The organism is Serratia sp. YC16, from assembly GCF_009707615.1.
GTDB lineage: Bacteria > Pseudomonadota > Gammaproteobacteria > Enterobacterales > Enterobacteriaceae > Serratia > Serratia surfactantfaciens.
The window spans coordinates 174849-197423 of sequence record NZ_WLYN01000005.1; the positions used below are offsets into that span (position 1 = coordinate 174849).

A 22575-nucleotide genomic window follows, 5' to 3' on the forward strand; every position below is an offset into this window, starting at 1 on the left:
CACTTAAACCGCACCTTATGATTGCGAAGGTGAACAATTGGCGGCAAAATAGCCGCCATAACTCGCTCAGTTTGCGCTTCCCGCCCTGGCAGTTCCTTTTTCTCTTTTACTATCAGTACAATAATATGAAAACAACATTACCACCTGCGGCACGTTTGGGCCGGCAGGCGCTTTTATTCCCTCTTTGTCTGGTGCTGTTCGAGTTCGCCACCTATATCGGCAACGATATGATTCAGCCGGGCATGCTGGCCGTCGTGGCAGATTTCAACGCCGGCGAAGAGTGGGTGCCCACCTCGATGACCGCCTATCTGGCCGGCGGCATCTTCCTGCAGTGGCTGCTCGGGCCGCTGTCGGATCGCCGCGGCCGTCGCCCGGTGATGCTGGCCGGGGTGGCGTTCTTTATCGTCTCCTGCCTGGCGATCCTGCTGGTCACCACCATCGAGCAGTTTATCGCCATGCGTTTCCTGCAGGGCATCGGCCTGTGCTTTATCGGCGCGGTCGGCTACGCCACGATCCAGGAGTCGTTCGAGGAGGCGGTGTGCATCAAAATCACCGCCCTGATGGCTAACGTGGCGCTGATCGCCCCGCTGCTGGGGCCACTGGCCGGCGCGGCGCTGATCCACGTCGCGCCGTGGCAGAGCATGTTCGTGCTGTTTGCGGCGCTGGCGGCCATCGCCTTCTATGGCCTGTGGAAAGCCATGCCGGAAACCGCCACGCTGCAGGGCGAGGCGTTTTCCGCCGCCAACCTATGGCGCGACTACCGCCAGGTGTTGGGCAATCGCCGCTTCCTGTGCGGCGCCCTGGCGATCGGTTTCGCCAGCCTGCCGCTGCTGGCCTGGATCGCCCAATCGCCGGTGATCCTGATCAGCGGCGAGTCGCTGTCGACGTTGGACTACGGCCTGCTGCAGATCCCGGTGTTCGGCGCGCTGATCCTCGGCAACCTGACGCTGGCGCGCCTGACCGGCAAGAACAGCGTGGAGCGCCTGATCAAGCTGGGCGCGGGCCCGATGCTGCTGGGGCTGCTGATCGCCGCGCTGGCGACCCAGTTCTCCAGCCACGCCTACCTGTGGATGACCGCCGGCCTGAGCCTGTACGCCTTCGGCATTGGCCTCGCCAACGCCGGGCTGTACCGCCTGACGCTGTTCTCCAGCAACGTCAGCAAAGGCACGGTGTCCGCCACCATGGGCATGCTGAGCATGATGGTGTTCACCGTCGGCATCGAGCTGGCCAAGGTCGCCTACGTCTGGGGCGGCAGCGGGCTGTTCAACCTGTTCAACCTCATCAGCGGCCTGTGCTGGCTGACGCTGGTGGCGCTGTTCCTCGGCAAACGCCGCAACGGCGACCCCACGCCGCAGCCGAACGGCGCGGCTTAAACATGACGATAAACGCCGGTCCGGTTTTCCGACCGGCGTTTTTTATGCGGCTTCAGCCGAGCAGCCCCCACAGCGCATACCCCGTTCCCACCACCGCCACCACCAACAGCAGCACTGCCGACAGAATGGAAATCGTCCGGCGCGCGCGCTGCAGCACCGAGCCCGACAGCAGAATGATATAGGCCAGCAAGATGGTGAAGTCCGCCAGCACCCACAGCGTGGTCAGCAGCGTCAGGCTGGCGCCGACCGAGGGGGTGACGGCGATGAACTGCGGAAAAAAGGCGACGAAGAAGATGATATCTTTCGGGTTGGCGATGCCCACCAGAAAGCCGTTCACGATCGCCGAGCGCTTGTGCGGCCCCGCTGGGCGCGGCGCGCTCGGTGCCTCGCTAAATGAAGATAAATCCTCATAGAGTGAGACAATCGCCATGCGGGCGATGAACAGACAGCCCAACAGGCTTATCCACTGCAGCATGCGCATATCCACGGCGAACAGCCCGGTGATGATCAGCGCCGCGATGCCGATCAGCAGCAAGGAGGCCCAGTTGCTGCCGAGCGCGGTCAGCAGCGCGCGCCGGGCGCCAAAGCGCGCCGCGGTGTTGGCCACCATCATCACCACCGGCCCCGGGGTGGCGATCAGCAGGAAAATGGCGGCGAAATACGCCGCCAGCAACGACAGGTTCATCTTTATTTCACTCACATTCAGGCGGTTGGCTTCGCGCCATTATCATCCCGCCGCCCCCGCCTTGAAAAAGGAGTAATCCTGTCGTTTACTGTGAGCCATACTCATCTTGAGAGACGCCGCGATGGCCAGTTCCCTTCCGCCGCTTTATGCCCTGCGCGCCTTCGAAAGCGCTGCCCGCACCGGCTCGTTCACGCAGGCCGCCACCGAGCTGCACCTCACCCCCAGCGCCGTCAGCAAGCACATCAAAACGCTGGAGCAACACTTCGGCTGTCGCCTGTTCCAGCGCAATGGCCCGCGCATCGAGGTCACGCCACAGGGAAAAATCTTCGCCGCCGAGCTGCAGCAAGGGTTTGGGCGCATCGAACAAGCCTGCGAGCTGTTCAAGAGCCACCGCGATCTTCTGCGGCTGAAGGCGCCTTCCACCCTGACCATGCGCTGGCTACTGGACTGCCTGAGCCGGTTCCGGCAAACGGCGCAGGCGTTCGAGGTGCAGGCAGCCAGCGTCTGGATGGACATCGACAGCGTGGATTTTTTCAGCGAACCCTACGACTGCGCCATCCTGCTCGGCAACGGCTATTTCGGCGCCAACACCGCCGCCGTAAAGCTGTTCGACGAATGGCTGATCCCGATTTGCGCCCCTGCGCTGCTCGCCGACGGGCAGCGCAACCTCGCCACCTGCCCGCTGATCCATCCGTCGCCCGATCGGCGCGACTGGCGGCGCTGGCTGCAGAAAAGCGGCATAGCAGCCCCGATCGATCTCGCGCGCGGCCAGGTATTCGACTCGCTGGAACAGGGCAATGCGGCGGCCATCGCCGGGCACGGCATCTCGATCGGCGATCTGGCGCTGAGCCTGCGGACCATTGAGGAGGGGTTATTGGCGCTGCCTTGTGACACCGCCGTGCGCACCGGCGACGGTTATTATCTGGTTTGGCCGGCGGAGTCGGCGAAGCGGCCGCTGATCGAACGCTTACAGGCGTTTCTCGCCGCCCAGACGCCCGACGTGAGCCGGGCCGCCGTCAGATTTATCGGGTAGGGGACTCGCTACCGAACAGCCCGCCGTCGCGCAGCAGATGCTCGTTGCCCTTGCGGCGGGTAAAGCCGCTGCGATCGAAGAACTCCAGCACCTGGATCGCCAGCTTGCGCCCGACGCCAAGCCGATCGCGGAAGTCGGCGGCGTTGGCGCCACCCCGCTCCGCATCCAGCGCGCGGATCAGCGCCGCAAACTGCTCGATGCGTCGGCTGAGGTAATAGCGATCCACCACCACCGCCGTCACATGGCCCAGTTGGGCCGCCTTGCGCAGCAGCGTTCGCACCCGGCTCTCCTCCTCGCCCAATTCGAGCGCCAGATCGCGCACCCACCAGGATTCGTCGCCGAACAGCGGTTCGATACGCGCCCACAGCGGCGCCTCTTCGGCGCTGAACGCCAGGCCGTGCTCCGGCAGGTGCAGCCAGCCGCGCGTATTGCGCAGCGCACCGGCCTTCAGCAGCCGATCGATCATCATAAACACCAGCGCTTCAGGCTGCTGCGGCAGCGCCATGCGCCGCAGGCGGGCGCGCCCTAAGCCCAGCTGATCGGCGTGCTGTTGGTGATATTCCGTCAGCACCTGCAGCAGGCGGCTTTCCGCCTGTTGCACCTGATCTTGCGCCAGCGCCCGGTCACCGACGATCAGCAGATCGCCGTTCGCCAGCAGATCGTTCAGACCATCGTCCGTCAATTGCCGCGCCCAGGCGAACGCCGCCAGCGACAGCGCGCCGTGCGGCAACTCAAGCGCCAGCGCCTGCGCATCGTCTTGCGCCTGCGCCAAGGCCTGCAGCCGTGCCAGATAGTCCGGCTGACGTTTGCCGCGCTTGGGCGCATTCAGCCTGAGCACCCGGGCCGCGCCCAGCGTTTGCCGCGCGCCGATATCGCGCAGCACCAGCCGATCGTTCTGCGCCAACCACAGCGGGCGATCGAGGATCAGTTCCGCCAGCTCGTCGTTCAGCAACGAAATGCGCCCGGTGATGTGGCTGGCGGCATGGTGCAGATGCAGCGGCTGCCAATGGCGGATCGGCCGATCCGTCTCCAACGCCACCAGAATGCGTTCCGCCGCTTCGGGCGGACGCTGCGCCAGCAGCCAATCGCCGCGCGCGATCCGCTCTTTGTCGACATCGCCGCTGATGTTAAGCGCAATGCGCTGCCCGGCCTGCGCCTGCTCCACGGTCTGATTCTGGGCATGCAGGCCACGCACCCGCACCGGCGCGTCAGCACCGGTCAGCCACAGCGTATCCCCCACCTTCACCCGGCCGCCGAGCGCGGTGCCGGTCACCACCAGCCCCGCCCCTTTGACGCTGAACGCACGGTCTACCGCCAGGCGAAAACGGCGCGTCAGCGCATGTTCAGCGGGCGACAACGCCAGCAAATGCGTGCGCAGCGCCTCGATGCCCTCGCCCGCCGCCGCCGCGGTCACGAACAGCGGCGCATCGGGCCACCCTTGGCGCGCCAGCTCGTCGCGCACCTGGCTACGCACTTCATCGACACGCGCCGCGTCCACCCGGTCGGCCTTGGTCAGCGCCACCGTCAACGCCGGGTGCCCGCTCAGGCGCAGGATCGCCAGATGCTCGCGGGTCTGCGCCATCACGCCATCGTCGCAGGCCACCACCAGCAACGCATGGTCGATGCCACCGACGCCCGCCAGCATATTGGCGAGGAATTTCTCGTGGCCGGGCACGTCGATAAACCCCAGCACCCGGCCGTCCGGCTGCGGCCAATAGGCGTAGCCCAGATCGATGGTCATGCCACGGCGCTTTTCTTCCGGCAGGCGATCCGCGTTGATCCCGGAGATCGCCTGCAGCAAGGTGGTTTTGCCATGATCGACATGGCCGGCAGTGGCGATGATCATGATGCGCTCAGCGCTGCGATCAGCGCCCCTTCCTGTTCCAGGCAGCGCAGATCCAGCCACAGCCTGCCGTCGCCGAGGCGGCCGATCACCGGCTGCGGCAGGCGGCGCCAGCGTTCGGCCAGCGCTTCCAGCGTGGCGCCGCGGCCGTCGCGCGGCGTGAAGGTCAGGGCATAGCTGGGCAGCCGATCCACCGGCAGCGAACCGCTGCCGATCTGCGACCAGCACGGTTCGGCGCGCAGGTCGAAATCAGTGGTGAACTGCGGCGTCAGCGCCGCCAGCAACCGCTCGGCCGCCTGTTGCATCTCCTGCTGCGGGCGGGTCAGCAGCCGCAGCGTCGGCAGCTGCTCAGCCAGTTTTTCCGGCTGCAGATAGAGCCGCAGCGTGGCCTCCAGAGCCGCCAGCGTCAGCTTGCCGACGCGCAGCGCGCGCTTGAGCGGATGCTGCTGCAGGCGAGCGATCAGCGCCTTTTTGCCGACGATGATCCCGGCCTGCGGGCCGCCCAGCAGCTTATCGCCGGAGAACGTCACCAGATCGACGCCGGCGGCCAACAGCCGCTGCGGCATCGGTTCGGCAGGCAGACCGTACTGCGCCATATCGATCAGCGAGCCGCTGCCCAGATCGGTGGCGGTCGGCACGCCCCGTTCGGCCCCGAGCTGCGCCAGCTCGACCTCGTCGACCGCTGCGGTAAAGCCCTGAATGCTGTAGTTGCTGGTGTGCACCTTCATCAACAGGCCGGTCTGCTCGTTGATGGCGTGCTGGTAATCTTTCAGATGGGTACGGTTGGTGGTGCCGACCTCCACCAATTGGCAACCTGCCTGGCGCATCACGTCAGGAATGCGGAACGCGCCGCCGATCTCCACCAGCTCGCCGCGCGACACCACCACCTCTTTGCCGGGGGCGACCGCCGCCAGCATCAGCAGCACCGCCGCCGCGTTGTTATTGACGATGCAGGCGTCTTCCGCGCCGGTCAGCTGGCACAGCAGACTCGCAACCGCCCGATCGCGATGGCCGCGCCCGGCGCCGTCCAGATCGTACTCCAGCGTCACCGCCTCCCCCATCACCGCACTCACCGCATCCTTCACCGGCTGCGCCAGCAGGGCGCGCCCGAGGTTGGTGTGCAGCACGGTGCCGCTGAGGTTGAACACCGGCAACAAAGCCGGGCGTTGCTGCCGGGCCAGCTCGGCCCGCAGCGCCTGCGGCCAGTCGTCGCACCAGGCCGGTAAGCGTTGCTGTTGTTTGATCGCGTCGCGCGCCTGGGTCTGCAGCCGGCGCAGCAGTTCGCCGATCAGCGTCTGGCCATGCTGCGCCACCAGCGGTTCAATCGCGGGTTCACGCAGCAGGCGGTCGATGGCGGGCAGTTGGCTGTAAAGAAGGTGGGATTCAGTGCTCATGGTCGCTCGGTTTTCAGTTTAGACGTATCGGCATAGCAAAACCCCGCCGCAGCGGGGGAGAAAAGAAAGCTCAGGGCGGCGCAGTGCGGGCGAAGCTTTCGCGGGCGAACAGGCGTTCAGCCAGCTTGACCAGCGCCGGGCGCTCGACGCACCAGTTGGGCAGGATGCGGCGGAAATTGAGGTAGCCCAGCGCGCAGCCGACGGCGATATCCGCCAGCGTCAGCCGCTCAGTATTGAGCCACGCTTTTTCCCGCGCCAGCGTTTCCAGCGCGTCCAGGCCGTGCGTCAGCTTGTCGCGCTGGCGCAGCATCCAGCTTTCGTCCTGTTTTTCCGGCGCGCGCCGGCTTTCGCGAAACAGCGTCGCCGCCGCTTCGGTCACGCCGTCCGCCAACGCCGCCACCTGACGAACGCGCAGCGCAGCGGCGCGCTCGACCGGCAAAAACGCCGGTTCCACCGCCAGCAGCTCAAGGTATTCGGCCACGATCGGCGAGTCATAAAACACCTCGCCGTCATCGGCGATCAGCACCGGCACCTTGGCGAGCGGGTTCCATTCCTTCACCCGGCTGCCGGGCTCATACGGCGGATCGTTGACGAATTCGAACGCGATCCCCTTCTCCAGCAGCAGCACGGAAATCTTGCGCACAAAGGGGCTGGTGTAACTGCCGATAAGTTTCATCCGTTCTCCTCCGCTTCGTCCTGGCCGCGGCGCGGCGCCCTTACTTCACCGTCAGAGTATCGATAATCCGCTGCACCAGCGCCTGATGCACCTCCGGCGTTTTGGCCGGCGACAGCATTTGCAGCGTTACCACCCGCTTGTTGAACACCGTCAACACCAGCGTGGAAACCACTTTTTGCCCGTTGACGGTCTGCTCGGTATCTACCCGACGAAACTTCTGTTTGCCGACGGTGAAGTTCTCTTCTTTGGTGGTCTGGATGTTCTGATAACGCTCGGCCAACACCGTGATGGCGCTCTGCGCCAGCTCTTTCAGCATTTTGTCGCTGGTGTTGAGCTTCATGTCATCCGGCGGGATCACTTCGGACGAGACCGCACTCTGGCGCGACTTGCCGTCGAGGAAACGCTGGATGGTGGAGGTGCTGTCGTTGATGATGCCGCTGTTCAGCGTCTGATCGCTGAAGCCCGGCGGCAGTTCGAAGGTGATTTTGCCCTTCTGCAGCGACACGTTCAGCCCCGGCGGCGCAGGTGGCGTCTCTACCGGCGCAGGCGGCGGCGGTGGCGCGGGCTGCGTCACGGTCGGCTTGGTATCGGGTGGCGGCACCGCCGGTTTGGTGTCGTCCTTGTTGTCGCAGGCCGCCAGTCCGAACGCCAGTACGGCGACCGCAGTCAGTTTTGCCAGGGTGTTTAACATCGTGGTTCCTTTCGCTTGGCGCGTCATGGCCTAAACGTAGCAACTCGCCCGGGCGAATGCCAGAAGCCCGTTCTGAAATTGCTCATTCGGCCCCGCGCGAACGGGGCCGGGCGGTTACTCCGCCGGGAACAGGAACGGATTGATGCTGCTGCGGCCGAAGCCTTCTTCTTCCATACGGGCGTCCAGCACCAGTGAAGCCAGATCGTCGGCCACCGCTTCGACCTGCGGGTCTTTTTCCTGATAGAGGATCTTCAGGTAAGTGCCGCAGTCGCCGCAGCTTTCCGCCTTCACCGCCGCCTGCTCGCTGTCCAGCGACCAATAGTTGAGATCGCGGGTCTGCTCGCAGTTGCTGCACTTCACCCGCACCACGTGCCATTCGCTTTCGCACAGGTTGCAGTGCAGGTAGCGCAGGCCGTTGACGGTGCCGATGTGCACCATGCTGGAGACCGGGATGCTGCCGCACACCGGGCAGAACTGGCGCTGCTCGCCGTATTCGGCGCGCGCCTTGCCGGGGATCAGGCTGGCCATCTGCGCCCAATAGAGCGACAGCGCGGCCCAAAGGAACGGCGCCTTCTCGCTGCCCACCTTGCCGAACTCGCGGTTGAGCAAGGCGTCGGCCATCAGCTCCAGCTCGTGCGCCGAGGCCTTCTCCAGGTTGTCCAGCACCGCCAGAATGTGCTCCGGCGCCTGTGGGCGCAGCTCGGCGATCAGCGACGTCAGCAGCTTGCGCCAGTGCTCGCTGCGCGGAAACGCGCTCAGATCGAGCGGCGGTTTGCCGCTGGCGGCACCCTGCGCCAACGCTTCGCTCAGATCGAGCTCCAGCGGATTGTCGTGCAGCGCATGCTGCTGCGCCTGCGCCAGTTCGGCAGCGAAGTTCAGGTAGTCGCCCAGCGGGTTGTCGACCGCCAGCTGACGCAGGCGTTCGGCGCGGCGGCTGTAGAGGCTTTTCAGGTTGGCGAAAAGTAACGGCGGGATGTTCTCCGCCGTTGTGGACTTCTCACGCTGTGCCCCTAACTGCTCTTTAGGAACGATGCGGATACTCATCAGGGTTTGTCTTCCTGTCGTTTCTCGCGGACCTCACGGTACCAGCGCGGATGATGTTTCTTGGCCCAGGCCGCCGGCACCCAGCCTTCCACCATCGCGGTAATGGTGCCTTTTACCCACAATGCGGCGTAAATGTGCACCATAATCACGATGATAAGGCCGACCGCGGCCAGCGAATGCACCAGCAGCGCGATGCGGATCAGCGGGATGGAGAACGACGGCGCAAAATACGGCCGCCAGATCACCACGCCGCTGGCCAGCAGCAGCACCAGGCTGATAATCGCCGCCCAGAACACGCACTTCTGGCCGAAATTATAGCGCCCGGTATCACCCACTTCCTCGTTCATGGCGATTTTGTGGATGTTCTTGGCCCAGACGATATCTTCCCGGTTGATCAGGTTATGCTTCCAGTAGCGCAGGAACATCAGCAGGAACGCGGCAAACATGATCACCCCGACAAACGGGTGCAGAATGCGCGCCAGCTGCGGCGTCCCGAAGATGTTCATCAACCAGTTGAAGGAGGGGAAGAAGAACCCCAGCCCGCTGATGGCGGCGAACACGAAGCAGAACGCCACGATCCAGTGGTTGATGCGCTCCGGTGCGCTGTAACGCTGAATGGGCTTTTCCTTTCTCATTTGCGCGTCTCCTCGTCATGCGACTCGTCGTGCTCGTCCTCATCTTCGACGCGGTTAGGCCCGACGCCGACATAGTGGAACACGCTCGCCGCGAAGGTGGCGGCAAAGCCGATGGCCGCCAGGGGTTTCCACACGCCCTTCCAGAAGGTCACCGCCGGGCTGATGCTCGGGTTGTCCGGCAAACCGTGGTACAGCTGCGGTTTGTCGGCGTGGTGCAGCACATACATCACGTGCGTGCCGCCCACCCCCGCCGGATCGTACAGACCGGCGTTCTGGTAGCCGCGGGTGTTCAGCTCGCTGACGCGATCCGCCGCCACCTGCTTCATCGCTTCCTTGGTGCCGAAGTGAATCGCGCCGGTCGGGCAGGTTTTCACGCAGGCCGGTTCCTGGCCAACGTCCACGCGGTCAACGCACAGGGTGCACTTGTACACCCGGTTGTCGTCCTTGTTCATGCGCGGTACGTCAAACGGGCAGCCGGCGATGCAGTAGCCGCAGCCGATGCAGTGCTCGGACTGGAAGTCGACGATGCCGTTGGCGTACTGAATGATCGCGCCTTCCGACGGGCAGGCCTTCAGGCAGCCCGGATCGGCGCAGTGCATGCAGCCGTCCTTGCGGATCAGCCATTCCAGCTTGCCGTTTTCCTCCACCTCGGAGAAGCGCATCACCGTCCACGACTTGGCGGTCAGATCGGCGGGGTTATCGTACACCCCGACGTTGTGCCCCACTTCGTCGCGGATGTCGTTCCATTCGGAACAGGCCACCTGACAGGCCTTGCAGCCGATACAGGTGGTGACATCGATCAGTTTGGCCACTTCTTCCTGGTGGTCACGGGCGCGCGGCGCCGGCGTGAAGCCATTGGTGGCGGATTTACGAATGATGTCTTGAGATTGCATGGCCATAATTCGTCTCCGTTACACCTTTTCCACGTTGACCAGGAACGCCTTGAACTCCGGCGTTTGCGTATTGGCGTCGCCGACGAACGGCGTCAGCGTGTTGGCGATAAAGCCTTTCTTCGCCACCCCTTCGTAACCCCAGTGGATCGGGATGCCGATGGTGTCGACTTCCTGGCCGTGCACCTGCAGCGTGCGAATGCGCTTGGTCACCACCGCCTTGGCCTTGATATAGCCACGGTTGGAGCTGACTTTCACGGTATCGCCCTGCTTGATGCCTTTCTTCTCCGCCAGCTTCTCGCCGATCTCCACGAACTGCTCCGGCTGCGCGATGGCATTCAGCCGCGCGTGCTTGGTCCAGTAGTGGAAGTGCTCGGTCAGACGATAGGTGGTGCCGACGTACGGGAACTTGTCGGATTTGCCCATCGCCGCCAGATCGTCCTTGAACACGCGCGCCGCCGGGTTGGACACCACGTTCGGGTGCAGCGGGTTGGTGCCGAGCGGCGTTTCGAACGGCTCGTAGTGCTCAGGGAACGGCCCTTCCGCCATCTTGTCGGTGGCGAACAGGCGGCCCATGCCTTCCGGCTGCATGATGAACGGCCCGACGTCGCTGCCCGGTGCAGCGGTGCTGTAGTCCGGGATATCGGCCCCGACCCACTTGGCGCCGTCCCACTCCAGCAGCTGGCGTTTCGGATCCCAAGGTTTCCCCTGTGGGTCCGCCGAGGCGCGGTTGTACAGGATGCGACGGTTGAGCGGCCATGCCCAGGCCCAGCCCAGCGTATTGCCGAGGCCGGACGGATCGGCGTTGTCGCGCCGCGCCATCTGGTTGCCGGCCGGCGTCCAGCTGCCGGCGAAGATCCAGCAGCCGCTGGCGGTGGTGCCGTCGTCGCGCAGCTGCGCGAACGAGCTGAGCAGCTCGCCTTTTTTCACCAGCACTTTGCCGTCGGCATCCAGCAGATCCGCCAGCGCCTTGCCGTTGTTCTCCTGCGCCACCTCTTCCGGCGCCGGGTTGTCCGGCGTCAGGTAGTCCCAGCGCATGTTCAGCACCTGCTCCGGCACCGCACCGCCGTCGCGCGCATACATCTCGCGCAGGCGGCTGAAGATGCCCGCCAGGATCTCGCCGTCGTTCAGCGCTTCGCCCGGGGCGTCCGCGCCTTTCCAGTGCCACTGCAGCCAGCGGCCGGAGTTGACTATCGAGCCGTTCTCTTCGGCGAAGCAGGTGGACGGCAGGCGGAACACTTCGGTCTGGATCTGCGACGGATCCACTTCGTTGAACTCGCCGTGGTTCTGCCAGAAGTTGGAGGTCTCGGTGTTCAACGGATCGATGGTCACCAGGAACTTCAGCTTGGACAGTGAAGCCACCACCTTGTTTTTGTTCGGGAACGACGCCACCGGGTTAAAGCCCTGGCAGAAGTAGCCGTTGACCTTGCCCTGCGCCATCATCTCGAAGTACTGCAGCACGTCGTAGCCTTTGTCCCACTTCGGCAACCAGTCAAAGCCCCAGCTGTTGTCCTTCTGCGCCTTGTCGCCGTAGAAGGTCTTCATCATGCTGACGAAGAATTTCGGGTAGTTGCCCCAGTAGTTCACCTGGCCCGGCAGCAGCGCCTTCGGCGTGTTGGCCTTCAGGTAGGTCTCGAGATCGGTCTGTTTCTCCGACGGCAGCGTCATGTAGCCCGGCAGGCTCTGCGACAGCAGGCCGAGATCGGTCAGACCCTGGATGTTGGAGTGGCCGCGCAGCGCGTTGACGCCGCCGCCCGCCATGCCCATGTTGCCGAGCAGCAGCTGGATCATCGCCATGGTGCGGATGTTCTGCGCGCCGACCGAGTGCTGAGTCCAGCCCAGGGCATACAAGAACGACGCGGTTTTATCCGCCACGCAGGTTTCGGCGATGTATTCGCACACCTTGAGGAAATCGTCCTTCGGCGTGCCGCAGATGTTGGTCACCACGTCAGGGGTGTAGCGGCTCACGTGCTGCTTCAGCATGTTCCACACGCAGCGCGGATCCTGCAGCGTAACGTCGCGCTTGGCGAAGCCGTTCTCGTCGAACTGATAGTTCCAGGTGGTTTTGTCGTACTTGCGGTTTTCCGCGTCATAGCCGCTGAACAAGCCGTCTTCGAAGGCAAAGTCTTCCCGCACCAGCAGGCTGGCGTTGGTATAGGCCTCGACGTACTCGCGGTTAAATTTGTTGTTGGTCATCAGATACAGCAACACGCCCGACAGGAAAGCGATGTCGGTCCCGGAGCGGATCGGCGTGTAGAAGTCCGCCACCGATGCGGTTCGGGTAAAGCGCGGATCGATTACGATCAGCTTGGCATTGTTGTGTATTTTGGCTTCCATCGCCCAGCGGAACCCCACCGGATGCGCTTCCGCCGCATTACCGCCCATGACGATAATCAAATTCGCGTTCTTGATATCAACCCAGTGGTTGGTCATCGCACCGCGACCAAATGTTGGAGCAAGACTTGCTACCGTTGGTCCGTGTCAGACACGCGCCTGGTTGTCTACGGCAAGCATGCCGAGAGCGCGACTAAATTTTTGCGACAGAAAACCGGTTTCGTTGCTGGCGGCCGAGGCGCACAGCATGCCGGTGGTCAGCCAACGGTTGACGGTAACGCCCTGATCGTTGGTTTTGATGAAGTTGGCGTCACGGTCTTCTTTCACCAGCTTGGCGATGCGGGTAAAGGCGTCGTCCCAGCTGATGCGCTGCCATTTGTCCGACCCTGGCGCCCGATATTCCGGGTACTTGAGGCGGCTTTCGCTGTGGATGAAGTCAACCAGGCCGGCACCTTTCGGGCAAAGCGCGCCGCGGTTTACCGGATGATCCGGATCCCCTTCGATATGGAAAATGCTTTCTTTGGCGTTTTTGGCGCCATCACCAAGGCTGTACATCAACAGCCCACAGCCGACGGAACAATACGTACAGGTATTACGGGTCTCGCGGGCGCGCAGCAGTTTGTACTGCCGGGTTTCCGCCAACGCCACTTCAGGGGCAAAGCCCAGCGCGGCCACCGTCGTTCCTGCCATACCGCCAGCGCAGATCTTAAAGAACTGCCTTCTGCTGACCTGCATGGGGGTCTCCTTTACACTCGATTGTCACATTGTTCAAATGGCGCTCTTCGCCAAAACGGCAGAGCGCTAATGTCACTGTTGTTATGCTGATACGCGACGCGGCGATATTACCACAGCGTGCTTGTGGTTGTTACACACTCGTGCTCATTCAGTGAACGCATTGGCACATTTCGATACATTTCGGCGTCTGTACAGGCCCGGCGCTCTCTACAGTATAGAGAGTAACCAACATGTCGGCGCGAGGGCATCAGGTGGCGCTCAAGGCCTCTTTTCTATCAGTCTGTTAACGCAGCGATTTGTTCATTAACCACACACTTCACAGGGCATTGATAATCATTTTCAATATCATTTAATTAACTATAATGATCCGACTGCTTACGCGGTGCTCGCCCTTTGCGCCGCCCATACACCACTGGAGATGATGATTATGAGTTATTCACTGCCATCCCTGCCGTACGCTTACGACGCACTGGAACCGCATTTCGACAAGCAGACGATGGAAATCCATCACACCAAACACCACCAGACCTATGTCAACAACGCCAACACCGTGCTGGAAGCCTACCCTGAGCTGGCCAAATACAGCGTTGAAGAGCTGATCCAGGATCTGGATAAAGTGCCTGCCGACAAACGCACCTTCATGCGCAACAACGCCGGCGGCCACGCCAACCACAGCTTCTTCTGGAAAAACCTGAAAACCGGCACCACGCTGGGCGGCGATCTGAAAGCGGCCATCGAGCGCGATTTCGGCAGCGTTGAGAAATTCCAGGAAGAGTTCGAGAAAGCCGCAGCCACCCGCTTCGGTTCCGGTTGGGCCTGGCTGGTGCTGAAAGACGGCAAACTGGCCGTGGTGTCTACCGCCAACCAGGACAGCCCGCTGATGGGCGAAGCCGTCGCCGGCGCTTCCGGTTTCCCAATCATCGGTCTGGACGTGTGGGAACACGCTTACTACCTGAAATATCAGAACAAACGCCCTGACTACATCAAGGCGTTCTGGAACGTGGTTAACTGGGACGAAGCGGCCGCACGCTTCGCTGCGAAGAAGTAATTCGCCCCCGCTGATGAAGATGCCCGCCGCCGGCGGGTATTTTTTTGCCTGAAATCCGCTAAAGTTTGACCACTTCTTGCCGATGGTTTGTTCAATTGACGTTCGCCCGGAGAAGGAAAAACGCTATGGCGGCATTGCAAGCATTGGCAGGAAAGTTCACTCATCTCACCGTAGGTAAAAAGCTCGGTCTCGGCTTCGCGCTGTTGCTGCTGTTGGCGGTCGTCATCGCCGGCACCGGAGCGCAATACCTGCACATCATCGAATCCCGCGCCGATCGCATCGACTTCAGCAACCGGCTGAACGAGGAGATCAATCAGGCCAAATACAACCGCGCCATGTATGGCCAGACCTACCAGCCGGAATATATTCAGAACAATCGCGCCAATATCGACAACGCCGTCAAACTGATAGACCAGGGGCAGGCGCTGGACTGGGACGCCCAAAGCCGCAAGGATCTGCAGCGTCTGGTGACGCTGATCGGGGAATACCAGCAGCAGCAAAAAGTCTTTGAGCAGGCTGTGGCGGCCAAAGATGCGGTGCGCCAGAGCTGGAACATGTCGGAAGTGCAGGCCAGCCTGAGCCAGGTGGAACGTCAGCTGACTAACGGCGATCTGCAGTTGGCCTTTATCCAGCTGAACCAAAAGCTGACCCAGGTGCGCTACGGCGCGCGCGGCCTGCTGCTGAGCCTGAACAAGGAAACCGAGGCGCCGCTGATGGCGGCCATTGACGACGCGCGTGACGCGGCCAACGCCCTGAGCCGCCGGGTCAGCGACGCGCAGCGCCCGCAGCTGCAGCCGCTGCTGGCCGCTTTGGACGATTACAAAAACCGCATTGCGGCCTACCTGCCGGCCTATGAGCACGAGCAGCAGATCAGCCGGCAGCTCGGCGAACGCGCGCAGGCGATCGGCACGCTGGTGAACGCCTTTATGCAGGACGAGCTGGTGCAAACGCGCAACAACATCAATCTGGCGCAGCTGCAGATGGGCATCACCACCCTGATCGCCATCATCGCCGGGGTCCTTATCGCCTGGCGCATCACGCTGCAGATCACCCGTCCGCTGCACAGCACGCTGGCGATGGCGGAACGCATCGCCAGCGGCGACCTGCGTCAGGCGCAGACCAGCACCCGCCGCGATGAGCTGGGGCAGCTGCTGAACGCGGTGGCGGCGATGAGCCAAAATCTGCGCACCATGATTGAAAAGATCCAGATGGGCGTCAGCCAGGTTTCCACCGCCTCGGCGGAAATCGCCGCCGGCAACACCGATCTCTCTTCCCGTACCGAACAGCAGGCGGCAGCGGTCGAGGAAACCGCCGCCAGCATGGAACAGCTGACCGCCACGGTGAAACAGAACGCCGACAACGCCCATCACGCCAATCAGCTGGCCACCGACGCTTCGCAGACCGCGCAGCAGGGCGGCAAGCTGGTGGAAAACGTGGTCAGCACCATGCGTGATATCTCCAGCAGTTCGCAACGTATCGCCGAAATTACCACCCTGATCAACGGCATTGCCTTCCAGACCAACATCCTGGCGCTCAACGCCGCTGTCGAAGCGGCACGCGCCGGCGAACAGGGCCGCGGCTTCTCGGTGGTCGCCAGCGAAGTGCGCAGCCTGGCGAGCCGCAGCGCCCAGGCAGCCAAAGAGATCGAAGGGTTGATCGCCGAATCGGTCAGCCGGGTGAAAACCGGCACCGAACTGGTAGAAAGCACCGGCAACACCATGGAGCAGATCGTCCGCTCGGTTACCCACGTGCGCGACATCATGGCCGAGATCGCCGCCGCCTCCGATGAACAGACGCGCGGCATCGCCCAGATTGGCCAGGCGATCGTAGAAATGGACCACACCACCCAGCAGAACGCCGCGTTGGTAGAAGAGTCCGCCGCCGCCGCCGATTCGCTGGAAGAGCAGGCGGAGATGCTGCTGCAGAGCGTTTCGGTGTTCCGCTTGGCGGAACAGACCGAGCCCGTCGCCGCCAAAGCCGCCGCGCCGAAAGCGCCGACCGTCAAACCCGCGGCCGCCAACGCCGCAGCGGAAGAGAACTGGACCACCTTCTGACGCCCCGCCGCCCGCCTGATTATTTCGGGCGGGTTGTTATGTCCCCCCGGCGCAACTCAGGCTATGCTGAGCCCTCGACGCGAGACACGGAGGCACACATGCATCACCCAGACGTTTACATCGGCAGCATTCAACCCTATGAGGGCGGGCGCCCCAGCGCCATCGCCAAGCGCCAGGTGGATGGCGCCATCCGGCTCACGCCGCTCGGCCTGGAGGGTGACGAACAGGCGGAGAAAAGCTATCACGGCGGGCCGGACCGCGCGCTGTGCCACTACCCGCGCGAGCATTACCTCCATTGGCGCGAGCAGTTTCCGGCGCAGGCGGAGCAGTTTTGCGCCCCGGCCTTCGGCGAGAATCTCTCCACCGAAGGGCTGACCGAGCACAACGTCTTTATGGGCGACATCTTCCGCTGGGGTGAGGCGCTGATCCAGGTCACTCAGCCGCGCTCGCCGTGCTTCAAACTCAACTATCACTTCGCGATCGAGGATATTTCGGTGCTGATGCAGCAAAGCGGCCGCTGCGGCTGGCTGTATCGGGTGGTGTCGCCGGGCGCGGTCAGCGGCGACCGTCCGCTGGAGCTGGCGGCGCGCAGCAGCGACGTGACGGTCGCCGAAGCTATCGCCATCGCCTGGCATATGCCTTTCGACGCGGAACAGTACCGCCGCCTGTTGGCGGTGGCCGGCCTCTCCGCCAGCTGGAGCAAGACCATGCTCACGCGGCTCGCCGAAGGGCGCCTCGAGGACTTCAATCGCCGCCTGCTCGGCCGTTGAACACGCGGGCGGAAAAGATGAAAAACGTGCGCCGGATGCCGCGCTAAACATTTTCTTCCGCCTATACTGTAGCCGCACGTTTTTTCAGCCAGGAGCCAGGTATATGACCACCCCGACCCATTCGATTCATCACGCCGCCGCCGAAGGCTATCAGGCCAATGCCGATCGCTATGTGAAAGGCCGGCCGGATTACCCGCCGGAAATCGCCGTCTGGCTGCGTGACGTCATCGGTTTGCACGCCGGCATGACGGTTATCGATCTCGGTGCCGGCACCGGCAAGTTCACCCCGCGCCTGCTGGAAACCGGCGCGCAGGTGATCGCCGTCGAACCGGTGCCGCAAATGCTGGAAAAATTGTCGGCGGCACTGCCGCAGGTGAAAACGCTGGCGGGCACCGCCGAGGCGATCCCGCTGCCGGACGAGTCGGTCGATGCCGTGGTGTGCGCCCAATCCTTCCACTGGTTCGCCACGCCGCAGGCGCTGGCGGAAATCCAGCGCATTCTCAAGCCCGGCGGCAAACTCGGTCTGGTGTGGAACATGCGCGATGCGCGCGTCGGTTGGGTGCGTAAACTGAATCAGATCGTCGATCGCCACGAAGGCGATGCGCCGCGTTTCTATACCGGTGAATGGCGCAAGTTCTTCCCGTTCAAAGGCTTTGAACCTCTGCAGGAGCAGGTGTTTATGCTGGGCCACCGGGGCGCAGTGGAGGACGTGATCTACAACCGCGTGCGTTCAACCAGCTTTATCGCCGCGCTGCCGCAGCCGCAACAGGAGCAGGTTATCGATCAATTGCGCCAACTGGTGGCGGAAGAAGAGGAGCTGCAGGGCCAGGACACGATAACCGTGCCCTATCAGACCAAGGCGTATTTCACCACCAAGGTCTGACGCCCGGGGTTCAGAACGCTTTCTTGGCGTAACCGGTGACCGCTTTCAGGCCCATCTCACGGCCCAGTGCGGTCATCGGGTGCACCACGATCAGCCCACGCGCGCTTTTCTTCAGCGCGCCCATATCGGCCTGCTCTTTCTTGGTGATTTCACGGCTGAACGGCAGCTTGCTCAACTTCTGCGCTTCGGCGCTCAGCTTCTCGCCGCGCACGTTTTTCAGGCGCTCGATCTCCGCCGCCAGCTTCTCTTTTTCTTTGGTGTGCTGCGCGATCAACTCAGGATTGCCCTGTTGGATCACGGTGGCGTCTTTGTGGTTCAAGGCGTCCAGCAGGTCGCTCAGGCGCTTGATCTCTGCCTTTTCTTTCTCTTTCATGGTCTCTGGCCCATTGTGCCCAAAAGGGCACGCTAATCAACAATACCGGCATTGTAGCAAAAGGCGCGCGCCGTTACCCGTCCTGCGCAATACCGGGCAGCAGGCCGCTCATCTCGCAGGCTTTGGCGCCCAGCCGGGCCAGCGCCTGGGTGTAACGCGCGTTGAACGGGTAGCAGCAGGAGAGCCGTAGCGCGTTGCGGTAGCGCCCGCTGGGGGAATACAGGGTGCCCGGCGTCAAACAGATCTGCTCCTCCAGCAGTTGATGGAACAGCGCCACGCTGTCCACGTTAGGAGGGAACTCGACCCAAAACACGAAGCCGCCCGCCGGCTGCGTGGCCAGCGTGCCGCGCGGGAAATGCCGGGCGATCAGCGCCCGCGCCTCGTCCACCTGAGCGGCGTAGCGCTTACGCAGGTTGCGCAAATGGTGATCGTAGCCGCCGCTCTCCAGGAAGGTCGCCAGCGTTTCCGACAGTAGCTGCGACTCGGACATCGATGACACCGCCTTCAGCTTGCGCAACGCCTCATGGAAACGGCCGCCGCAGATCCAGCCGACGCGAAAATCCGGCGCCAGCGTTTTGGTGAAGCTGGAGCAAAACAGCACCCAGCCGTCGCGATCGAACGCCTTCACCGCCGGTGACAGCGCGCCACCGAACTGGATCTCGGCATACAGCCCGTCTTCAATCAACGGCACCTGATGATCGTTCATCAGCCGCGCTAGCCGCTTTTTCGCCGCCAGCGGCATGGTGCAACCCAGCGGGTTTTGCACCGTCGGCATGGCGATCACCGCATTCAGCCGCTTCTCGTTCAATAGCAGTTCCAGCGCATCCAGCGACAGCCCCAGCTGTGGGTCGGTGGGGATTTCCAGCGCTTTCAGCCCCAGGCTGGCCAGCAGCGGCAGCAGATAAAAGTAGGTCGGCGACTCCAGCCCGACGCAGTCGCCCGGTTGGGTGGTGACGCGCAGCGCCAGCTGCAGCGCTTCCATGCAGCCGTGGGTCAGCACCACGTCGCCCGGCTCCAGCAGCATACCCAGCGTCATCGAGCGGCGGGCGATCTGCTGGCGCAGCCGCAGGCTGCCGGGCGGCAACGGGTACTGCCCGATCAGATCCGGCTGGCGGCGCAGCTGAGAGGACAGCATGCGCCCCAGCTTGCCGCCGGGATAGAAATCGCTGGTCTGCGGGCAGGCCAGCGCAATGTTGGTGAAGGCCGGGTTTTGCTGGGCGGCGAACACCGTATCGATCAGCGCCAGCACGTCGTCCGCCGGCGGTTCGATACGGCCACTGGGCGCCGAGGCCATCTTCAGCGCCGGCAGCGTGCTGCGCACATAAAACCCCGACTGTGGCCGTGCTTCAATCAGCCCGCGATCCTCCAGCGTGCGGTAAGCCGACACCACGGTATTGATGCTGACGCGATGGGTTTGCGCACAGCGCCGCACCGAGGGCAAGCGGTCACCGGGCAGCAGCGTGCCGCGGCGAATGGCCTCAGCCAGCGTATCCGCCAGCTGCAGGTAACGGGTATCCGGGGTCTCATCGAGCAGGGTCACAGTTTCTCTCCAGGCAATGGGTACAGTTTACATTTCGTACAACTGTAACCATGACAATATACGATTTGTGATTCTGTCACCATCCCATCGCAGCGATTATGCTGATCCTCTCGTTATCACCGTCATTTTCAAGGAACCTGCCATGCTGGACTCCGCCTTTGTCAGCTACGTCACCGTCATGTCGATCACCCCCGGCCCCAACAACCTGCTGCTGGCCTCGTCGGGCGTCAACTTCGGCCTGCGCCGCACCCTGCCGATGCTGTTCGGCATCTGCGTCGGCTGCGCGGTGCAGCTGGCGATCATTATCCCGCTGCTGGCGCTGGCGTTGAGCTGGGCCGGCGTCATCCGCTTCCCGCTGGCGGTGATCGGCTGCGCCTACCTGCTGTGGCTGTCGTGGAAACTGTTCCAGGCCGCCTCGCCGGACGCCAAAGAGCAGGCGCAGCCGATGAGCCTGCTCAACGGCGCGCTGTTTCAGGCGGTCAATCCCAAGGCCTGGCTGATGGTGATCAACGTGGCGATCCTGTTCACCCCGCGCGAAGGCGCCACCTTTGTCCATACGCTGTCGGTCATCGCCGGTTTCGCGCTGCTGAACTTGCCTTGCGTGCTGCTGTGGGCGGTGCTGGGCGATCGGTTGCGCAACGCGCTGCGGGTCACCTGGAAACTGCGGGTGTTCAACGGCGCGATGTCAGGCCTGATGGCCGCCACCGCGCTGTGGTTGCTGTTCGACGAGTGGCGCGCGGCCTTTGCTTAGCCGCGGCCGAGAGGAGAAAGCCGGGAGGGTTGTTTGGCGCCGATACCGGCGATCAGATCGGTAATGGACAGCACCATGGTGGAGCGCACCATCTGCTGATAGCGCTGGCGCTGCATGGCGATCAGCGCTTCATCCGCCTCACCCGGCTGCAGGAAGGTCGGCACCGGCGGCAGCGCAGCCACGCAGTGCAGCTCGCCGAACGGTCCGAGGATTTCGTCGTCAACGAAGCGGTATTCCGAACCGTCATGGTTCAGCTCTTCCCGCATCGCCATCAGCAGCTCGGCGTCTTCATATTCGTGGCGGGAAATCACCCCCAGCCCGTACATCAGCTTCAGGCGCACCGACAGCTCCCCCAACGGGCCGCTGCCGGACAATAGCGGTTCGACGGCATATTTCACCGCGTAGTCGTCCTTGCGAAATACCTGCACCACCAGCACGTTGAGCGCTTCCGCCAGCAGCTCTACCGCCGCGATCAGGAAGCTGCGCACCGTTTTGCCCGCGTTCAGCTTTTCCAGAACCTGGTTTTCAAATGCCTGTGCTTCTTCCATCGTCGCTTTTCGAAAGGCGTGGGGAGGGCCGTCGATGCCGAACTCGGGTTGCAGGAGCGCAGCAAGCTGCGCTCGGGTGTTCATCATCACGGATCTACTTGTGCATGGCGTTATACACAGCAACGGCCTGTTCTACAACCTCGCTTTCCGCCGGCAAGCCGGAAATTTGCGCCAGCGCGGCTTTCGGCCCCAGGGTGCTCAGCAGTTCCGCCAATTCCAGCGCCTGCGGATCCTGTTCGCTGCGGTAACTCATGGCGGCGGCGATGCCCTGGATCAGGTTGGCGTGCGGCAGGCCATATTCCAGCGTGCCCAGCAACGGCTTGATCAGGCGATCGCCAGCGCTCAGTTTGCGCAGCGGCTGGCGCCCTACGCGCTCGACGTCGTCATGCAGATACGGGTTTTCAAAGCGGCCGAGGATTTTATTGATGTAGGCGGCGTGCTTATCGGCGTCAAAGCCATAGCGCTTGATCAGCACCGCGCCGCTCTCTTCCATCGCCCCTTTCACCACGCGGCGGATCGCCGGGTCAAGAATGGCGTCGCGAATGGTTTGCAACCCAGCCAGCTGGCCGAGATAGGCGGTGATGGCGTGACCGGTGTTGAGGGTGAACAGCTTACGCTCGACGAAAGCCATCAGGTTATCGGTCAGCTCCATGCCAGCGATCGCCGGAGGCTGGCCTTTAAACTGCGTCTGGTCGACGATCCATTCGCTGAAGGTTTCCACTGTGACTTCCAGCGGATCGCTGCTGTCCGCCGGCGGCACGATGCGGTCGACCGCCGAATCGACGAAGCCGACGTGCTGCTCAACCCATGCTTGCTCGTCCTGCGGCAGCGCGGCAAACACGTGCTGCTTCAGCTGGCTGGTGCCGCGCACCATGTTCTCACAGGCGATGATGTTCAGCGGCTGCGCATTGCCCTGCTGATGGCGCAACACCAACCCTTTGGCGATCGTGCCGGCGATTTTGGCGAGAATTTGCGGGCCCACGGCGGTGGTCACCAGATCCGCCTCGGCGATCAGCGCTACCGCGGCTTCGCTGCCGCTGTTGACGGCGCTGACGTTGTTGACGCTCTCTACGTGCTCTTGCTCGCCCACCACGTGCACCTGGTAGCTTTTACGGCTGTTCAGCAGATCCAGCACCGTTTGATTGACGTCGGCGAAGGTCAGCTCAACGCCCGCGTCCGCCAGCAGCTTGCCGATAAAACCGCGGCCGATGTTCCCTGCGCCAAAATGTAATGCTTTCATAACTCTACCTTCTTAATGTCGAAGGGTGCAGCAAG

20 protein-coding genes are annotated in these 22575 nt (G+C 63.0%); 7 read left to right on the top strand and 13 right to left on the bottom strand.

Annotation, left to right across the window (positions count from 1 at the left end):
• The first annotated feature begins 125 nt into the window (after positions 1 to 125).
• Complete coding sequence (locus GKN89_RS16715) at positions 126 to 1373, top strand: MFS transporter (protein WP_004934040.1); 1248 nt, start codon at positions 126 to 128, stop codon at positions 1371 to 1373.
• 52 nt (positions 1374 to 1425) lie between these two features.
• Here the strand turns inward: GKN89_RS16715 and GKN89_RS16720 are convergent, their stop codons facing one another.
• Positions 1426 to 2058, bottom strand: coding sequence for a LysE family translocator (locus tag GKN89_RS16720; RefSeq protein ID WP_154747396.1), 633 nt, complete (start codon positions 2056 to 2058; stop codon positions 1426 to 1428).
• Between the two features lie 121 nt (positions 2059 to 2179).
• Here GKN89_RS16720 and GKN89_RS16725 point away from each other — a divergent pair, with 121 nt between their 5' ends.
• A complete protein-coding gene (locus GKN89_RS16725; RefSeq protein ID WP_154747397.1) occupies positions 2180 to 3091 on the top strand; it encodes a LysR family transcriptional regulator in 912 nt (303 codons plus the stop codon).
• Here GKN89_RS16725 and selB read toward each other — a convergent pair.
• The 8 genes from selB to fdnG all read right to left on the bottom strand — a co-directional run bounded on the left by selB (position 3081) and on the right by fdnG (position 13333).
• A complete protein-coding gene (gene selB / locus GKN89_RS16730) occupies positions 3081 to 4937 on the bottom strand; it encodes a selenocysteine-specific translation elongation factor (protein ID WP_154747398.1) in 1857 nt (618 codons plus the stop codon). The two genes, GKN89_RS16725 and selB, sit on opposite strands and share 11 nt — an antisense overlap.
• Positions 4934 to 6328, bottom strand: a complete 1395-nt coding sequence (selA, locus tag GKN89_RS16735; protein ID WP_063918264.1) for an L-seryl-tRNA(Sec) selenium transferase — start codon at positions 6326 to 6328, stop codon at positions 4934 to 4936. The genes selB and selA overlap by 4 nt, the downstream gene beginning before the upstream one ends.
• Before the next feature lie 70 nt (positions 6329 to 6398).
• Positions 6399 to 7004 carry a glutathione S-transferase gene (locus tag GKN89_RS16740; protein ID WP_154747399.1) on the bottom strand — a complete coding sequence of 202 codons (606 nt, stop codon included), beginning with the start codon at positions 7002 to 7004 and terminating at the stop codon, positions 6399 to 6401.
• Positions 7005 to 7044: 40 nt separating this feature from the next.
• Positions 7045 to 7695, bottom strand: coding sequence for a DcrB-related protein (locus GKN89_RS16745; RefSeq protein ID WP_019455529.1), 651 nt, complete (start codon positions 7693 to 7695; stop codon positions 7045 to 7047).
• Positions 7696 to 7809: 114 nt separating this feature from the next.
• Complete coding sequence (fdhE, locus tag GKN89_RS16750) at positions 7810 to 8739, bottom strand: formate dehydrogenase accessory protein FdhE (RefSeq protein ID WP_154747400.1); 930 nt, start codon at positions 8737 to 8739, stop codon at positions 7810 to 7812.
• The gene (fdoI, locus tag GKN89_RS16755) at positions 8739 to 9374 is read right to left on the bottom strand and encodes a formate dehydrogenase cytochrome b556 subunit (protein WP_004934017.1); all 636 of its coding nucleotides are present in this window, start codon (positions 9372 to 9374) and stop codon (positions 8739 to 8741) included. The genes fdhE and fdoI overlap by 1 nt, the downstream gene beginning before the upstream one ends.
• Positions 9371 to 10273, bottom strand: coding sequence for a formate dehydrogenase subunit beta (gene fdxH / locus GKN89_RS16760; RefSeq protein ID WP_004934014.1), 903 nt, complete (start codon positions 10271 to 10273; stop codon positions 9371 to 9373). The genes fdoI and fdxH overlap by 4 nt, the downstream gene beginning before the upstream one ends.
• A 12-nt stretch (positions 10274 to 10285) precedes the next feature.
• Complete coding sequence (gene fdnG, locus GKN89_RS16765) at positions 10286 to 13333, bottom strand: formate dehydrogenase-N subunit alpha (RefSeq protein ID WP_154618190.1); 3048 nt, start codon at positions 13331 to 13333, stop codon at positions 10286 to 10288.
• A gap of 427 nt (positions 13334 to 13760) precedes the next feature.
• Between fdnG and sodA the strand changes: the two genes are divergently transcribed.
• The 4 genes from sodA (at position 13761) to GKN89_RS16785 (ending at position 18088) form a co-directional block, all read left to right on the top strand.
• A complete protein-coding gene (sodA, locus tag GKN89_RS16770; protein WP_004934003.1) occupies positions 13761 to 14381 on the top strand; it encodes a superoxide dismutase [Mn] in 621 nt (206 codons plus the stop codon).
• 125 nt (positions 14382 to 14506) lie between these two features.
• Complete coding sequence (locus GKN89_RS16775) at positions 14507 to 16435, top strand: methyl-accepting chemotaxis protein (protein WP_154747401.1); 1929 nt, start codon at positions 14507 to 14509, stop codon at positions 16433 to 16435.
• A 98-nt stretch (positions 16436 to 16533) separates the two neighbouring features.
• Positions 16534 to 17205, top strand: coding sequence for a 6-hydroxyaminopurine reductase (gene yiiM, locus GKN89_RS16780; protein WP_033631409.1), 672 nt, complete (start codon positions 16534 to 16536; stop codon positions 17203 to 17205).
• Between the two features lie 103 nt (positions 17206 to 17308).
• Positions 17309 to 18088, top strand: coding sequence for a class I SAM-dependent methyltransferase (locus GKN89_RS16785; protein ID WP_019455524.1), 780 nt, complete (start codon positions 17309 to 17311; stop codon positions 18086 to 18088).
• 10 nt (positions 18089 to 18098) lie between these two features.
• Here GKN89_RS16785 and GKN89_RS16790 read toward each other — a convergent pair whose 3' ends face one another.
• The gene (locus GKN89_RS16790; protein ID WP_063918266.1) at positions 18099 to 18461 is read right to left on the bottom strand and encodes a YibL family ribosome-associated protein; all 363 of its coding nucleotides are present in this window, start codon (positions 18459 to 18461) and stop codon (positions 18099 to 18101) included.
• A gap of 73 nt (positions 18462 to 18534) precedes the next feature.
• Positions 18535 to 20001 (bottom strand): PLP-dependent aminotransferase family protein, encoded by a 1467-nt coding sequence (locus GKN89_RS16795; RefSeq protein WP_019455522.1) that lies wholly within the window; start codon positions 19999 to 20001, stop codon positions 18535 to 18537.
• 142 nt (positions 20002 to 20143) lie between these two features.
• On the opposite strand from GKN89_RS16795, the gene GKN89_RS16800 reads away from it, so the two are divergent.
• Positions 20144 to 20752, top strand: coding sequence for a LysE family translocator (locus GKN89_RS16800; protein WP_004933983.1), 609 nt, complete (start codon positions 20144 to 20146; stop codon positions 20750 to 20752).
• Here GKN89_RS16800 and GKN89_RS16805 read toward each other — a convergent pair.
• Together GKN89_RS16805 and GKN89_RS16810 are read right to left on the bottom strand one after the other, a co-directional pair.
• Positions 20749 to 21300, bottom strand: coding sequence for an MltR family transcriptional regulator (locus tag GKN89_RS16805; RefSeq protein WP_016929575.1), 552 nt, complete (start codon positions 21298 to 21300; stop codon positions 20749 to 20751). The two genes, GKN89_RS16800 and GKN89_RS16805, sit on opposite strands and share 4 nt — an antisense overlap.
• A gap of 94 nt (positions 21301 to 21394) precedes the next feature.
• The gene (locus GKN89_RS16810) at positions 21395 to 22540 is read right to left on the bottom strand and encodes a mannitol-1-phosphate 5-dehydrogenase (protein WP_154747402.1); all 1146 of its coding nucleotides are present in this window, start codon (positions 22538 to 22540) and stop codon (positions 21395 to 21397) included.
• Positions 22541 to 22575 lie beyond the last annotated feature (35 nt).

Coding starts and splice junctions, on each gene's coding strand:
- GKN89_RS16715 (WP_004934040.1), top strand. CDS start 126: ATGAAAACAACATTACCACCTGCGGCACGTTTGGGCCGGCAGGCGCTT.
- GKN89_RS16720 (WP_154747396.1), bottom strand. CDS start 2,058: ATGAACCTGTCGTTGCTGGCGGCGTATTTCGCCGCCATTTTCCTGCTG.
- GKN89_RS16725 (WP_154747397.1), top strand. CDS start 2,180: ATGGCCAGTTCCCTTCCGCCGCTTTATGCCCTGCGCGCCTTCGAAAGC.
- selB (WP_154747398.1), bottom strand. CDS start 4,937: ATGATCATCGCCACTGCCGGCCATGTCGATCATGGCAAAACCACCTTG.
- selA (WP_063918264.1), bottom strand. CDS start 6,328: ATGAGCACTGAATCCCACCTTCTTTACAGCCAACTGCCCGCCATCGAC.
- GKN89_RS16740 (WP_154747399.1), bottom strand. CDS start 7,004: ATGAAACTTATCGGCAGTTACACCAGCCCCTTTGTGCGCAAGATTTCC.
- GKN89_RS16745 (WP_019455529.1), bottom strand. CDS start 7,695: ATGTTAAACACCCTGGCAAAACTGACTGCGGTCGCCGTACTGGCGTTC.
- fdhE (WP_154747400.1), bottom strand. CDS start 8,739: ATGAGTATCCGCATCGTTCCTAAAGAGCAGTTAGGGGCACAGCGTGAG.
- fdoI (WP_004934017.1), bottom strand. CDS start 9,374: ATGAGAAAGGAAAAGCCCATTCAGCGTTACAGCGCACCGGAGCGCATC.
- fdxH (WP_004934014.1), bottom strand. CDS start 10,273: ATGGCCATGCAATCTCAAGACATCATTCGTAAATCCGCCACCAATGGC.
- sodA (WP_004934003.1), top strand. CDS start 13,761: ATGAGTTATTCACTGCCATCCCTGCCGTACGCTTACGACGCACTGGAA.
- GKN89_RS16775 (WP_154747401.1), top strand. CDS start 14,507: ATGGCGGCATTGCAAGCATTGGCAGGAAAGTTCACTCATCTCACCGTA.
- yiiM (WP_033631409.1), top strand. CDS start 16,534: ATGCATCACCCAGACGTTTACATCGGCAGCATTCAACCCTATGAGGGC.
- GKN89_RS16785 (WP_019455524.1), top strand. CDS start 17,309: ATGACCACCCCGACCCATTCGATTCATCACGCCGCCGCCGAAGGCTAT.
- GKN89_RS16790 (WP_063918266.1), bottom strand. CDS start 18,461: ATGAAAGAGAAAGAAAAGGCAGAGATCAAGCGCCTGAGCGACCTGCTG.
- GKN89_RS16800 (WP_004933983.1), top strand. CDS start 20,144: ATGCTGGACTCCGCCTTTGTCAGCTACGTCACCGTCATGTCGATCACC.
- GKN89_RS16805 (WP_016929575.1), bottom strand. CDS start 21,300: ATGGAAGAAGCACAGGCATTTGAAAACCAGGTTCTGGAAAAGCTGAAC.
- GKN89_RS16810 (WP_154747402.1), bottom strand. CDS start 22,540: ATGAAAGCATTACATTTTGGCGCAGGGAACATCGGCCGCGGTTTTATC.